The sequence below is a fragment of the Actinomadura oligospora ATCC 43269 genome, assembly GCF_000518265.1.
Taxonomy (GTDB): Bacteria; Actinomycetota; Actinomycetes; order Streptosporangiales; family Streptosporangiaceae; genus Spirillospora; species Spirillospora oligospora.
Map to the genome: position 1 here is coordinate 176366 of NZ_JADG01000011.1, position 13845 is coordinate 190210.

The window sequence follows — 13845 nt, forward strand, 5'->3', positions numbered from 1 at the left end:
CCAAGATCCTCTTCCGGTCGAGTCTGTCCGGATGTGTCCGCGCTGGTCAGAGCGGCTGTCCGGCGCTGACCGCCGGTCGCGGTTCGAGCCGCCCGCGCGGTGCGTCCCGCACGAGGATCCGAGCCCGGAGCCCATGTGGGTCACCGGGGTCGCGAACGGCTCCCCCGGAGGTCTTGGCGAGGGCCGGGAACTACATCCGTTCGAGGAGGAACGTCTGGTGAGGGTCGGCAGGGTCGCAGGAGCGCTGCAGAACGGGCAGGGCGCGAGTTCCCGCATCGTCCGGCATGCTGAGGCACAACAGGCTGTGGACGGCGATGATCTGGTGACCGCGGCCGGGAGCGGCGACGGGGACCAGGCGGAAGTTCTCCCCTCCGAGATTGGCGCCCTGCCGACCGCAGTAGTCGTTGTAGACCCAGGGACCGGGGTCGCGGGTGGCATAGCGGACGCCCAGGCATCCGGGCCCCAGCTCGGGGTGGTGCGCGGTGATGCGGTAGGTGCCGTCGGACTGGGCTTGGAGGCCGAGGGCGGGGCGGGCGTCGGCGCAGGGGGCCTGGACGATCTGGCCGTCGTTGCTGGTCGCGCGTTCCGACAGGCACCGCCCGCTGGCAGCGCCACGGAACCGGTAGCGGCCCGAGATCGGCGACCCCGCGGACGGGGAGGTGGGACCGACCGTGACCGCCGCCTGGGAATCAAGCCCCAACGGGGGCGTCCGCCAGGGGGCCAGGCCCAGCACCGCCACCGGCAGGCCCAGAAGAAGGATGCCGCCCAGCAGTGTGGCCTGCCAGAAGCGGAACCGGCGCCCAACGTCGTGGTCGGCCGCCACCGGTGGCGGAGAGGGGCTTGAGGCCGACGGGGATCCCGTTGGATCGGCCACGGAGGCAGGGGCTTGTTCGCCTGGATCGGCGTCGGGGAGCGCCAGGTCGGCCGGGTCAGGTTCCGACACGCAGGTGAGCGAACATGCCAGGTCGTCGCGCACGGCCAGCCAGCCCGTCACGGCCTGCTCGTCTCCGCCGCAGGCGGCCACAAACGCGGCGAGCAGTTCCCTGCGTGGCAGCCGCTCCTGGTTGAGCACGTCGGTCAGGGTGCTGCGTGGCAGGCTCGCCCCGGTTCGGGCGGCGCGCGCCTCCAGTTTGCGCACCGTCAACCCGGACCGGGCCTTCAGCTGCCGCATCTCGGCGACCAGCTCGGCGACCGTACGCACGTTGTCCGGGACACCGACAGGGGCAGTGGGAACGTCCATGGTCTCCTTACCGCTCTCGTTCGCCATCCCGACCGAACCCGGCTGACAACAGCACTGGCCGGCACGGACACATCCACACAAGATCGACAAAAAAGGATCTTGGCAGGGGTGCGGCGCCCCCCGCAAGATTTCAACGGCCCGAGAGCGGGACCCGTGGCTCGAAGCCCTCGGCGTCTGCGCACCCACCGTCAAGGACACCCTCAAGCGCGACAATGGGTCGCTCGCCAAGGGACGGCCTTGGCGAGCGACTCCGGCGGCGTCGCGGTGGGTTGCGGGGGCTCACCGGCCGCCGGGCGGGTCCAGCGCGCGGGCGATGCGGGCGCCGAGCACGGCCCTACCGCCAGTGGCATCGTGGGCGGACGCCTGGTCGTCGGCCATCCGCTCGATGCTCGGGTGCCGCTGGCGGTGGCGGCCTCCGCGCCCGGGTCCAGGGCGGTCATGGCGTCACGGTAACCGCGTGCGGCGGCCGGGGCGGGGAACGCGGCGGTCCCGACCAGGCGATGGGATACCTACCCAGCGTCGTCCGCGAGGTCAAAGAGGAAACCGGCCTCGACGTCAAACTCCTGACCGCTGTACCCACGTTCCATCACCCCACAGCCCGAGGTGTGCCAGCCCCGGTCGCGGTCTTGGACGTTCCAGTCCGGGACCGTCTGGTCGGAGGCCACCACATCGACTTCGTGTCCGCCACCTGACCGGTGACGCACGAACTTCGGCCGCTGCCTGAAACCGGTGTCCACGTTTCGGGGGGACGCCCGTATCTCCCTCTGAAAGGGCCTGCCCACCGTCATGACCGATCCGATACCGGCTGCTCCGGCACCGGCCTACACGACCTTCACCACCACGACCGTTCCCCGGTCAGGTGAGGGACCGGCTCCCGGACCTGTTCGCGGCGGCCCCGCTGTTCTCCGACGAAGACGAGCGCGACGTCCTGCGGGTGTCCATGCCGGTGATGATCACGGTGCCGGGCGAGTACTCCAAGGACCGTCCTGTGGGACGTCACGCGCTCGCGGACCTATGCAGCAACGACAGCGCCCTGGCCATTGGCCACCGGGGAGAACCTTTCCTCCTGAAGTTCGTGCTGGGCACCGTCGCGGCCGTGGGCGCGCAGCTGGCCCTGGTGGTGGCCTACCGCCGCCGGTTGCCGAGCTCGGCAGCGATATAGGACGGATAAGCGATCGATAACCCGGGTCCCTACCGTGGCGGAACAGTCACGCTGACCCGAAGGAGCCCGGATGCGCCGATCCGCCCGCACCACCGTGAGCGCCGCAATGGCCGCCACCCTGGTGGCTGGCCTCACCCTGACCGCCACCCCGTCCTATGCCGGCCCCGCCCTGATGGATTGTCCCTCCGGTTCGGTCTGCCTCTACAAGGGGTCGCCTGCCAACGACGACCTCATCGGGTCCTCAAGCGCCACCATGCACTGGTGGAGGCTCTCAGGGGGCACCTACTACGTGGTGAACAACGGCAACCAGCAGGCTGGGTACGACCACTACGCCTTCCAGCTCACAAACGGAGATTGGTGGTGCCGTCCCTACAACAGGTCTAGAGGGTGTCTGAGAAGGGTCAGGTCGGGCATGCTGGTAGTGCCGCGCTCTGAGCGTGAAGGGCGTGACGTTGCCCCGTCACCGGTATCCGACCGACCTGTCTGACGACGAGTGGGCGCTGGTCGCGCCCTTGATCCCACCTCCGAAACCACGCGGTCGCCCACCCGGGCATCCACGTCGGGAAATCGTGAACGCGCTGGCCTACTGGGTGCGGTCCGGATGTGCCTGGCGGATGCTCCCGCGTGACCTGCCGCCGTGGCAGACGGTCTACCACTACTGGCGGACCTGGCGGATCGCCGGCCTGTGGGAACGGATGCTGACCCACCTGCGTGAACACGAACGCCGCTACCGGGGACGGGAGGCGACGCCCAGCGCCGCGATCATGGACAGCCAGAGCGTGCGAGCCACCGACCGGGGCGGCCGGCACGGGTACGACGGCGCCAAGAAGGTACCTGGGATCAAACGACACGTCCTGACCGACACGTTCGGCACCGTGTTGGGCGCCTGCGTCAGCCCCGCCAATGTCAGCGACCGGGACGGCGCATGGTGCTGCTGGCACGCACCCGCCCCGACCTGCCCCGGCTTGGACGCGTCTGGGCCGATCAGGGCTACCGCGGGCAGGCGTTCCACGACTGGACCCGCGACCATCTCAAGGTCGACATCCAGATCGTGGTGCGGCGTGACGGCGGCAGACGCGGCACCTGGACCAAAGGCGGAGCACCACCACCGCCGATTCCGCAGTTCGCGTTGGTGCAGCGCCGGTGGGTGATCGAACGGACCTTCGCCTGGCTCGGCAAGTACCACCGACTCTCCAAGGACTACGAATACCTGGCCGCCACCTCGGAAAACGTCATCTACCTCGCGATGAGCATGATCCTGCTACACCGCCTCACCGGCTCCCCGACCTGACCCTTCTCAGACACCCTCTAGCCCACACCGAACCGGACGACGGACAGCCCGACTCCGCTTACCAGCAGCAGCTCGAGCAAGTCGTCCAAGACGCGGCCCGATGGGGGTTCCGCCTCCACGGCACCGGCGTCACCGAGTTCCCCAAGTTGCGGATCCTCTGGGCTGGCGACAACCGCCCCCGGCTCATCTACACCGGCTCACCGGACACTAAGTACGAGGTCTATGTGATCGGCGGCCCGTCCCCTGGCGATCCGGGCAACAGCAGGCTCCGCGATTACGTCGACCGCTTCATGAAGGAAGAGGAGAAAAGGGTGACGAAGAAGCACTCCACCGACTGACATCGATCGCGCGGGAGCCGCTATCGACAACCTCATGCACAACACCCTGTTCAGTACCTCGGTTCGAGGAGTCCAGCGGCCACGCCCGCGATGTCATAGGCGGCGCGCTCATGGTCACGCTCGCCGCGCGGCGCTTCACACGGCCCCCAGGTGGCTGGGCGGTTCCTTCGGGGGCCGCACGCGGGCCACAGCGCGGTCGGGTAGTGCTCGGTTACCGGACGCCGCTTCCCGTGCCCGTCGGGCCGGATCAGCATTGTGTCCGGGGCAAAGCCCAGTACCCCGGCGACGACCTGCCGCGGGATCAGCCAGGCAGCCAGTGTGATCCGCCCAACGGGCGGGGTGATGACCTTGCACGCCAGCTTGATCCGACCGCCTGGCGCATGCCGCGCGCTCGTCTGAATCTCCCCCATGACGCGTATCAGGTATCGCCCGAACGCCGCCATGTCGACGACGTTGTCGACCGCTGCGGGTGAGAGCCGTCCGGACTCATCCACCGGACCGACCGTCCACCCGTACAACGCCTCATCGCCGAGCCGGACCACCCCAGCCGTCCATCGCCGCCCCGGATCGATCCCGAGCACCACCTCATCAGCCATGTTCAGCAGCGTGCCGGTGGCAGACACGTGCAGCGACTCGACAGGCCGAACCTGGAATGATCTCGCTGTGAGGCTTGAACAGGAACGGACGTACTGGGCAAGCGGCCACCGTGCTCCGGACCGTGAGCGCCCCGACGCAGACAGGCTCGGCTGTTTTCTCCATACCGTCCGACAGCCTGGCGACGAAGGCGTGACCAAAGCCGGGCGCGGCCCTGATGGCCGCTTCCACGTGATGGACCACGCGTGTTTCGCGCTCTGCCACGCCCGGGGACTACTTGAGCCCCTGGCCGGGTCGGCCGTCCACGTGCTGGCGGTGCCGGGCGCGCAACGCTGCAACCGGTCTTGGGCTTGGCCGGGCACCGGCGGCGCCGTCCGCCCCATCGGGCCGATGCCCAGCGCCTGGCCAGACGAGGCGCCGCCCGCCTGGTACGTGTGGTGGACGCTGTTCGAGGAACAGCACGGGATGTGCGCGTTGTGCATCAACCCGCCCCACGTCATCGACCACGACCATGCCTCAGGTATCATCCGCGGCCTGCTCTGCGGACGCTGCAACCGCCTCGAACCCTTCTGCTGCTTCCCCCGCTACACCGCCTCGCCGCCCGCCGGTGATCGACAGTGGAGCTACCGCTCGGTCCGCAACAGCACCCAGCGGCACCTTGCCTCACCGGCGAAGAGGCTCGTGAGGCCCTAACGCTCAGGTGCGGTCTGGGCGCGCGGAGCTCCAGCAAAATCTGAGCGTGACCGCCCGATGCCTCCCCAGCCCAGTGAGACGGCTGGCCGGTCGTACCGCTCGGCGGCCCGACGAACTGCCCGCGCGGCCACCGTCTGCGCGTATGCCGCGCCCTGGTGGGCTGGGATCCGCGCGGCTGTCCGCCGGGCCCCGCTGGACGGAGTCCATCAGAACACCCACGGCTGGTTAACTGACGGGTCGCCGCGAGGCGGCTGTTGTGGGCTTGTGGCGTTATCGAGTGACGGTCGTCCAGCAGTGCGAGGGCGAGATCATGGACAACGGTATGCCGGAGCTGGCTCAGCTTCGGCTCATCGACGTCGACCAGCTTTGCCTCATGTGGGGTGTGAAGAAGAGTTGGGTCTGTGACCAGGTTGAGGCGGGCCGGCTTCCGGCGGTTCGTCTCGGAAGGCAGCTGCGGTTCCGGGCCAGTGACCTGAATGCCTTCCTTGAGGAGGCCGGGACCGGTCACCGCGGCAGCCGGGACTCCATCGCGGACAATGTGTCGCGGAGTACGTGAAGGTCTTGGCCTGATGCAGTCTGCTCTTGTGTGAGGTGCCAGGCGAGCGTGGGGTCTATGACCGTCTCCAGCCGCTCGAGTAGCGTTGTCAGCCGCGCCAGAGTTTCCTGTTCGCGCGCTGGTACGGGCGCGTATCCGAGGACTTGGTTGATGACGTTGGCGGCGGCGTCGCTCTCCTCGGACAGCGCCCACACGTAGCGCGTCGTTGAGGTCAGGTCGTTGTGCCCGAGACGTGCTTGGACCTCTGGTAGAGGGACTCCGTTGGCCAGGAGGAGCGAGGCGTGTGAGTGCCTCAGTTGGTAGGGCGTGATGTCGATGCCGATCACTCGGCGTGCGGCGAGCCAGATCTTGCTCCACTCGCTTGGGGCGATGTGGTCGTTTCCGTCGCGCCGGACTCGTTGGCGTGTCACCTTGCCCTTGCGCGCCATCGCCCGGACCCGTGCGGCCGAGCGCCAGTCCCGGTAGTTCTGCACGCAAGCGGCGCAGCGGCATTTGTGCCTGGTGTAGGTGCTCAACCTGCCGTGAGCGACTCGACGGCCGGTGAATGGAGAGATGAACGTGTACTTACGCGCCTGCTCTATCTCCTCCTCGGAGCAGCGCGGCTTGTTGACCCAGGCGGTGTCTGGCATGAAGAGGCGGACGGGGAAGACCAGGTCTCCCTTCTTCATGCCGTGCTTCTGGACGTGTGCCCTGATCTTCTCCGCCAAGGGGCGGCCGATCTTCATGCGTCGGTGTTCGCCGTTCTTCGTGTACTGCCTGGTATAGAAGCGCCCTCCCGTCGGGTGGAACTCGCGGGACACCTCCACGGTCGAACGGCAGACCGTCAGCATGCAGGTCTCGTAGTCGAGATCACCTTCTTCGAGGGAGATGGCTTCGCAGTAGCGGACTCCTGTGGAGAAGATGTACTCGCTGAACAGGCGCTGGGTCTCCAGCGGAAGCTGCTTGCACAGCTCCCAGAAGACCGTCTCGTTGATGACCTTGATGGTCTTGTTGGCGGCCTGCTTACCGACGTTGAGCCCGCGGACCGGGTTGTCCTCCCGAAAGCCCATCGTGACGGACAGGCCGAGCATCGCGGAGAGAGTCCTTCGAGCAGACCTGCGTGAGGTGACGCTCCGGCCGTTTTCAGCCAGGTTGGTGAAGTAAGTGATCGCGTCGAAGGCGTCGAAGTCCGACACATGTGCGCTACGCAGGAAGGGCCTGATGTGGTTCCGCCAGGTCGAGTGATACTCCTGCATGGTGTTGGGCTCGACCCGGTGGTGCCGTCGGAACAGTGGCCAGAATTCGTCGAACGTCATCGCGTGCTTCTGCGCCGGGGAGAGTCGGCCTCCGAGGGCGTCCGGCTTGCGCTTCTGCTCTCTCTGAGCGGCCGCGAGGGCCTCGGCCTCCGCGTCGTAGGTTCCGGCAGACCGCGGAGTTCCCGTCGCGTCGTAGTACATGCCCGTGTAGCGGGTCTGGCCGGTCTGCCTGCTGGTCTTTTTGGCGACATAGGGTCGCTTCATCGCCTGATCCCTCATGCGATCGTCTGGCTAGCAAATCGGCTAGCAGACGGCTCCCCACGGCCCTCCACCGAACTCCACTACTCCAAGATCAAAATCCTCTGAGCAGCGGATTCATTGACATGGTAGGCGCGTTTCGCACTCGTAGACCAGATGGGAGGGCTCAGGGAACGTCGCCGCGCTGGACATCCTGCGCGCGATGGCGAAGGAGCCCGAGACCGTCGAGGCGTTCTTCACCGAGGTCGGCCTCGCGGCCGGGGCGGACGCCCGTCTCGACGACGCCGTCCGCCGCGCCAAGGACGCCCTCGCCGACCTCGGCACCGTCGAACTGCGCGCCCGCCGCATCGCCGAGCAGCTCGCCCTGATCCTCCAGGGTTCGCTTCTCGTCCGCCACGGGCACCCGGCGGTCGCCGACGCCTTCTGCGCCACCCGGCTCTCCGGAGACTGGGGCAACGCGTTCGGCACCCTCCCGGCGGGGCTCGACCTCACCCCGCTGATCGACCGCGCCACCCCGAAGGTCTCCTGACCCGCCTTCCGCGTGCGTCCGGCGGCCCGCGGGGGCAGCCGCCGGACGCGCCCTCCCGTACGGCCGCTTCGCGAGGCGCTTACGCCTGGCGGTCCCGTGTGGGGCGGCGGCGGAGTCTGCCCCAGGGTTTGTAGACCGCCAGGCAGGTGGCGAGGGTCAGGGCGGACAGTGACACCGCGGGCGGGAAGAACATCTTCTGCACCCGGGCGCGGGACGGGTTCCCCGTCAGGAGCTGCTCGCCGTACGCGGCGACGTCGTGCATGCCGGGCTGGAGCAGGACGACGATGAGCGTGCACAGCACCAGGTTGAGCACCAGCTTGACGGCCACCCACCAGTAGCGCACCAGGCCCCACTTGGTGCCCAGGCCGAGTACCACGCCCGTGACCAGGCAGACCAGCGCGCAGACGAGCATCGGCCAGACCACGAACGCGGCCAGGGCCCGGTAGGCCAGGCTGCGCAGGTCCACGTCGTCGGCGAACCAGCCCGTCAGCACCAGCACGGCGACGATCACGTCGATGCCGATCCACGCCCCGGCCGACACCAGGTGGAGGACGAGCGTGGCGCGCCGCACCCCGCGGGAGATCCGCCACCGCGGGACCGGCGGCCCGCCACCGCCGGTCCCGCGCCGCGTGCCCTCGATCGTGCCCTGGGACGGTGTCATCAAGATCATCTCCTTGGCGCCGACCCGCTCAGGGGGTCCTCGCCGGTCGGGGGAAGGCGCGGCCCGGCTCGCCTCGGGCGGGCGGGCGGGCCGCACGCGGTGCGTCGGCGGCGTGAGCGCCTGACCGTCAGCGTCCCGGATCGGACGGCCGGGACGCGTCGTCCGGCGAGCGACTCCCGGGCTACGTCCTGCGGCGTAGACGACGTCCCGGAAGAGTCGCCGCCCGGACGATGCCCGCGAGAGGCGTTCGCCCTTGCCGTGCGTGGGATTTCTTTGCCGAGCCGCTACCGAACCCGTCATGGCGGGGGCGGGGTCCGGGGGCCTTGGCCTTACACAATTCAGGGCGGACGGGGGCCCGCCTCGTCCGTCGTGATCGTGAGGCGTGTCCGATGGAACTGCGTTCTCGGCTCGTGGGGCCGGCGGTGGCGTCCGGTGGGGTGACCGATGCCCGGCGGCGCGCGCGGCTGGTGGTGGTGTGCGCCGGGGTCGTGTTCCTGCTGGCGCAGCTGCTGCTGGTGTCGCCGGGGATCCCGCTCGGCTGGGACGAGTCGCTGTACGTCAGCCAGTTCAGCCCGCACGTGCCCGCCGGGTACTTCAGCGCGCCGCGCGCCCGGGGCATCACGCTCCTGGTGGCGCCGGTCGCCCAGGTCACCCTGTCCACGGAGGCGCTGCGGATCTACATGGCGGTGCTCTCCAGCCTCGCGCTGGCCGGGACGCTGTGGATCTGGCGGCGGCTGCTGCCGCCCGGCGCGCTGGCCCTCGTCGGGGTGCTGTTCGCCGGGTTGTGGATCACGCTGATCAGCGGTTCGCAGGCCATGCCGAACCTGTGGGTCGCCTTCGGCGCGCTCGCCGCGGTCGGCTGCTTCCTGCGCGCCGCGGGCGACACCGGTGACCGGCGGGCGCTGGCCGGGCTCGCGCTGAGTCTCGGGTTCACCGCGTTGATGCGTCCGGGGGACGCCGCCTGGCTGGCGTTCCCGCTGCTGGTCGCGGCGCTCGTGGTGCGGTCGTGGCGGCGGCCGGTCCTGGTGGCCGTCATGGTCGCCGGGCTGGCGGCCGGGGCGGCCGAGTGGGTGGTCGAGGCCTACGTCCGGTTCGGCGGCGTTCCCGAACGGCTGCACGTGTCCAGCCGGGTCGAGGGCGGGATGGGCCTGCACTTCGCGCTGGACGACGAGCTGCGCGCGCTGAACGGGCCGCAGCTGTGCCGCCCCTGCCACCGGCCCTGGCGCCATCGTCCGGCCGCGATGTGGTGGGCGGTGCTGCCGTTCGCCGTCCTCGGCGGGCTGGTGGCCGCGCGCGCGTCCGGACGGCTGTCGCGGGCGCTGATGCCGACGCTGTGCGCGGCGGCGGTCTCGGTGCCCTACCTGTTCATGATCGACTATGCCGCGCCCCGGTTCCTGCTGCCCGTCTACGCGCTGCTGGCCGTCCCCGTGGCGATGGGCCTGTGGTGGCTGGGGACCCAGGCTCCGGCGCGGCTGCGTCCGTGGCTGGTGGGGCTGGCCGCCGTCGGACTCGTGGCGCACCTGGGCGTCCAGCAGGCGGTGCTGGCGCGGATGACCACGGGTTCGCAGCGCTCTCACGGCGAGTACGTCCGGCTCGCCGCCGATCTGAACGCGCTCGGCGTCCGGGCTCCGTGCACCATCACCGGAGACCAGGCCGCCCCGGTCTCGTACCAGGCGCGCTGCGCGTGGGCGCAGACGGCCGGGCCCAACACGTCCATCACCGTCCGGGGCCTGGTCGCGCTGTCGCGGCGGCAGCCGGTCGCGGTGCTCGTCGGGCCGGGCGGCACCCCGCCCTCCTACGCCCGCGCCTGGTCAAGGCACCTGCTCTCGGGCCGCTACGGTCTCCGTGGCTTCAGCGCGTACGTCTCGCCGCAGCCGCGCATGCCCGCCCCGCGGGCGTGAGCGCGTCCCGTCAGGCCGACGTCCGGACGCGTTGCCCCGTGGTGACCGTCGTCGTTCGCCGGGCGGGTGGAGACTACGCGGCATGGACGATCAGCTCGCATCGCGCGGGACGGCGCGGCGGACGTGGCCGCTGTACGCGGCCGGGTTCACCACCGCGTTCGGCGCGCACGGCATCGCGGCCAATCTGGGGCAGGGCGATCCGGATCTGCAGGGGTCCGTCCTGTACCTGGGGTTGCTGCTGGCGCTGTACGACGGCGCCGAGGTGGTGCTCAAGCCGGTCTTCGGGACGTTGTCGGACCGGATCGGAGCGCGGCCGGTGCTGCTGGGCGGGCTGGTCGCGTTCGCGGCGGCCTCGGCGCTGTTCGTGTGGGCGCGCGACCCCGGGCTGCTGTGGGTGGCCCGGCTGGGTCAGGGGGCGGCGGCCTCGGCGTTCTCGCCCGCCGCGTCCGCGCTGGTCGCGCGGCTGAACCCGCGAGGCGGGCACGGCCGGGCGTTCGGGTCCTACGGGTTCTTCAAGAGCATCGGGTACACCGCCGGGCCGCTGCTCGGCGGCGCGCTGGTCTGGGCGGGCGGGCTGACGCTGCTGTTCGGCGTGCTGGCCGCGCTCGCCGTCGGCGTGACGGTCTGGGCCGCGGCGGCGGTGCCGTCCGTCCCGCCGCTGCCCCGGGCGCGGCAGACCGTGGTCGACCTGGTCCGGGGGCTGGCGAACGGCGCGTTCCTCAGGCCGGTGGCGGCGCTCGCCGCGGCGACGGCGGCGCTGTCGGCGGGCGTCGGATTCCTTCCGTTGTCGGGCGCGTCCAGCGGGCTCACGCCCGTGGTCACGGGGGCGATGATCTCGGCGCCGGCCGCGTCCGCCGCGTTCGTCCAGCCCTGGGCGGGACGATCCCTGGACGCGGGCCGGATCACCGTCCGGGCCGGGCTGTCCGCCGGGCTCGGCGTCACCGGCGCGGGGCTGGCGGTCGCGGCGCTGCCCGGGGCCGTCCCGCTGCTGCCCGCCGCCGTCCTGATCGGAGTCGGGACGGGTCTCATCACGCCACTGGCGTTCACGGCGCTGGCCGCCTCGACGCCGCCCGAACACCTCGGGCGGACGATGGGAACGGCCGAACTCGGACGCGAACTCGGCGACGCGGGCGGCCCGCTGCTGGTCGCCGCGGTGGCGGCGGCGCTCACGCTCGGCTGGGGATATCTCGCGCTGGCGCTGGTCGTCGTCCTGCTGGCCGTCCCGTCGGCGATCGCGGTCGACAGGTGAGAGCGATCGCGGTCGGCAGGTGAGAGCGGTCGCGGTCGACGGGTGAGAGCGGTCGCGGTCGGCAGGTGAGAGCGGTCGCGGTCGACGGGTGAGAGCGATCGCGGTCGGCAGGTGAGAAGGGAGGCGCGCGACCGCGCCTCCCTTCTGGCCGTGATCAGTCAGCGCTTCGTACCGGCGGAGGCGGGCGGCTGGTGGCCGCTGGTGACCGCCGGGGTGGCGGCGGCGCCGCGCGCGCCGCCGGTGATGGCGAGGCCGCCGGTCGGGACGTACATGGCCTCGTCGAAGGTGGTGCCGCTCTTCGGGTTCGCGACGGCGATGACCGGCCAGGCTCGTCCGCCCAGGACGGAGGTGGAGATGTAGTCGCCGACCATGACGCCCTGGCTGGTGTTCGCGATCGACGACAGCGACATCGGCCCGGCGAGCTGGGTCGGCGCGCTCCACGACGAGCCGCCGTTCACCGAGGAGGTGTAGCCGACGGTCAGCTGGCACGTGGAGGCCGTGCAGCTCGACGACGGGTAGCGGTAGTAGGTCACCGCGAGGTCGGCGGACGCGCCGGACGTCGTCGCGTCCACGCCGACGCCGGGGATGAAGTGGTCACCTCCGTCGCTGGTCACCCGCGTGACCGAGCCCCAGGTCGTCTCGCTCGTGGACTTGCTCATCACGATGTCGTTGCCCGTGCAGCCGGACTGGAAGCGGCAGTCCTGCCAGACGACGTAGGCGGTCCCGGCGGCGTCGATCTCGGCGGACGGGAGCGGGCTGGTGCGCAGGTTCCCGGCCACGGTGTGCGACTGGACGCTGGAGACCAGCACCGAGGAACCCCACGTGCTCCCGCCGTTGGTGGAGCGGAAGGAGCGGATCTGGCCGGTGTTGCTCTCGTAGGGCACAAGGACGGTCCCGTTCGGCCGCACGACCGGCTGACCGCCGAGGCCCGTGGAGTTGGTGGACTTGTCCGTCCAGGTCAGGCCGCCGTCGGACGAGGTGGACATGTGGATGCGGTTGCCCGCGCCGTTGTCGTCGTACTCGGTGTAGCAGCGTCCGTAGTTCGGGCTGGACGCGGTGTTGTCGCAGACGATCCAGTTCTTGTCCAGGTTCGCCGAGCCCGTGGCGTTGGCGGTGACGACCGGGTTGGCCCAGGTGTGCCCGCCGTCGGTGGAGCGGCTGGTGACGACGGCCTTGCCGACGACCCCGCTGGTGTCGGTGAGCGCCAGCCCGGAGATCATCCACACGCCGTGCCGGGCGTCGTAGGCGACGGCCGCGTCGCTGACCCGGTCGTAGGGGCCGCCTCCCTGGAACTTGGTGACGCCGGGCAGGCAGCCGTTCGTCCACGTCGCGCCGCTGTCGGACGAGGTGGAGAAGCAGATGTCGGACGATCCGCCGTCGAAGAAGCGGCCGGTCTGGAACGCCGACACGATCGTGGTGCCGTAGGCGAAGGTGTCGGGCTCGACCTGGGTGCGGTGCTGGCTGGTGGTGTTGGTGAACGGATCGCTGCTGACCTGGGTGAGGGCCACGTTGGCGAGGGCCGGTCCGCCGCCCAGCAGGAGCGCGGCGGCGCCCGCGAGCGCGGTGGCCGAGAGGGGGATCAGACGGCGCGGGGTGAGGCGCAGGGGCATGAGAGTCTCCCGTAACAGGACGAAGCAGGCCAAAGCTCCATCAAGTACGCAAGAGTCGTCAATGGGGAGCGACTGTCCGGTTGCGGTCCGTTGCGTCCCGCGTGAAAGAGGGCGACGCTGGCGACGGACCACATCCACCGGGAACCGCAGGCACGGCGGACGGCCGGGACGGCCTGGGGCGGCAGAGGACAGGGCGCTCGGGCCGCCGGGACTCAGGCGGTCGGGGGGCTCAGGCGGACGGGGTGCGGGGTGGTGGGGGCGCGCTCGGGGGCTCGTTGCATGCGGGAGTTCGAGGCCTGCTGGGTGGCAGGGCCTCGGTGGTCGTCCTCGGCCTCGCGGCGGTGGCGCTCGTCGGCGTCCATCTGGGGCCGGCGGGCGCGGTCGCCGAGGGGTCGGGCTGGACGGGCAGGACGGTCGACGTCGTCGCCGGGCTGCTCGCGGTGAAGGTGGTGTTCGTGCTGGTCGGCCTGCGCCGCCGCGCCTCGCGGGGCGCGCGGCGCGGAGGCTCCTCGTAGGCGTCCCCCTGTC

General features: G+C 70.6%; 15 protein-coding genes. 9 read left to right on the forward strand and 6 right to left on the reverse strand.

The window, feature by feature from the left end:
- Window positions 1–190: 190 nt before the first annotated feature.
- Both P696_RS56965 and P696_RS52645 read right to left on the reverse strand, forming a co-directional pair.
- Window positions 191–1240, reverse strand: a complete 1050-nt coding sequence (locus P696_RS56965) for a helix-turn-helix domain-containing protein (RefSeq protein ID WP_034485718.1) — start codon at window positions 1238–1240, stop codon at window positions 191–193.
- Between the two features lie 509 nt (window positions 1241–1749).
- Window positions 1750–2028, reverse strand: a complete 279-nt coding sequence (locus tag P696_RS52645; RefSeq protein ID WP_157429800.1) for a hypothetical protein — start codon at window positions 2026–2028, stop codon at window positions 1750–1752.
- A 71-nt stretch (window positions 2029–2099) separates the two neighbouring features.
- On the opposite strand from P696_RS52645, the gene P696_RS0119005 reads away from it, so the two are divergent.
- The 3 genes from P696_RS0119005 (at window position 2100) to P696_RS0119020 (ending at window position 4031) form a co-directional block, all read left to right on the forward strand.
- Window positions 2100–2402, forward strand: coding sequence for a hypothetical protein (locus tag P696_RS0119005; protein WP_026413560.1), 303 nt, complete (start codon window positions 2100–2102; stop codon window positions 2400–2402).
- Window positions 2403–2833: 431 nt separating this feature from the next.
- Window positions 2834–3693 (forward strand): IS5 family transposase gene (locus P696_RS46650; RefSeq protein WP_425394157.1). Its coding sequence is split into 2 segments (ribosomal slippage): window positions 2834–3329 and window positions 3329–3693, totalling 861 coding nucleotides; the frame shifts between segments, so codons are not numbered across the junction.
- A gap of 146 nt (window positions 3694–3839) precedes the next feature.
- On the forward strand, window positions 3840–4031 hold the full coding sequence (locus P696_RS0119020; protein WP_026413561.1) for a hypothetical protein: 192 nt from the start codon (window positions 3840–3842) through the stop codon (window positions 4029–4031).
- Between the two features lie 50 nt (window positions 4032–4081).
- Here the strand turns inward: P696_RS0119020 and P696_RS0119025 are convergent, their stop codons facing one another.
- Window positions 4082–4627: a hypothetical protein gene (locus tag P696_RS0119025; protein ID WP_157429802.1), complete on the reverse strand. Its 546-nt coding sequence runs from the start codon at window positions 4625–4627 to the stop codon at window positions 4082–4084.
- 388 nt (window positions 4628–5015) lie between these two features.
- Here P696_RS0119025 and P696_RS0119030 point away from each other — a divergent pair, with 388 nt between their 5' ends.
- Both P696_RS0119030 and P696_RS59360 read left to right on the forward strand, forming a co-directional pair.
- Entirely contained in the window at window positions 5016–5318 is a 303-nt protein-coding gene (locus tag P696_RS0119030; protein ID WP_211245797.1) for an endonuclease domain-containing protein, read from the forward strand.
- A 322-nt stretch (window positions 5319–5640) separates the two neighbouring features.
- Window positions 5641–5874: a helix-turn-helix domain-containing protein gene (locus P696_RS59360; RefSeq protein WP_425394158.1), complete on the forward strand. Its 234-nt coding sequence runs from the start codon at window positions 5641–5643 to the stop codon at window positions 5872–5874.
- Here P696_RS59360 and P696_RS0119040 read toward each other — a convergent pair.
- The gene (locus P696_RS0119040) at window positions 5823–7373 is read right to left on the reverse strand and encodes a tyrosine-type recombinase/integrase (protein WP_170026512.1); all 1551 of its coding nucleotides are present in this window, start codon (window positions 7371–7373) and stop codon (window positions 5823–5825) included. The two genes, P696_RS59360 and P696_RS0119040, sit on opposite strands and share 52 nt — an antisense overlap.
- Window positions 7374–7569: 196 nt before the next feature.
- Between P696_RS0119040 and P696_RS0119045 the strand changes: the two genes are divergently transcribed.
- Window positions 7570–7896 carry a hypothetical protein gene (locus P696_RS0119045; protein ID WP_026413565.1) on the forward strand — a complete coding sequence of 109 codons (327 nt, stop codon included), beginning with the start codon at window positions 7570–7572 and terminating at the stop codon, window positions 7894–7896.
- 79 nt (window positions 7897–7975) lie between these two features.
- Here the strand turns inward: P696_RS0119045 and P696_RS46660 are convergent, their stop codons facing one another.
- Complete coding sequence (locus P696_RS46660) at window positions 7976–8560, reverse strand: hypothetical protein (RefSeq protein ID WP_211245798.1); 585 nt, start codon at window positions 8558–8560, stop codon at window positions 7976–7978.
- A 386-nt stretch (window positions 8561–8946) separates the two neighbouring features.
- On the opposite strand from P696_RS46660, the gene P696_RS46665 reads away from it, so the two are divergent.
- Entirely contained in the window at window positions 8947–10458 is a 1512-nt protein-coding gene (locus tag P696_RS46665) for a hypothetical protein (RefSeq protein WP_084337778.1), read from the forward strand.
- A gap of 82 nt (window positions 10459–10540) precedes the next feature.
- Complete coding sequence (locus tag P696_RS0119060) at window positions 10541–11707, forward strand: MFS transporter (RefSeq protein ID WP_051467875.1); 1167 nt, start codon at window positions 10541–10543, stop codon at window positions 11705–11707.
- A gap of 158 nt (window positions 11708–11865) precedes the next feature.
- On the opposite strand, the gene P696_RS46670 is transcribed toward P696_RS0119060, so the two are convergent.
- Complete coding sequence (locus tag P696_RS46670) at window positions 11866–13317, reverse strand: sialidase family protein (RefSeq protein WP_034485726.1); 1452 nt, start codon at window positions 13315–13317, stop codon at window positions 11866–11868.
- A 275-nt stretch (window positions 13318–13592) separates the two neighbouring features.
- Between P696_RS46670 and P696_RS0119070 the strand changes: the two genes are divergently transcribed.
- A complete protein-coding gene (locus tag P696_RS0119070; protein WP_157429803.1) occupies window positions 13593–13832 on the forward strand; it encodes a hypothetical protein in 240 nt (79 codons plus the stop codon).
- Window positions 13833–13845: the final 13 nt, after the last annotated feature.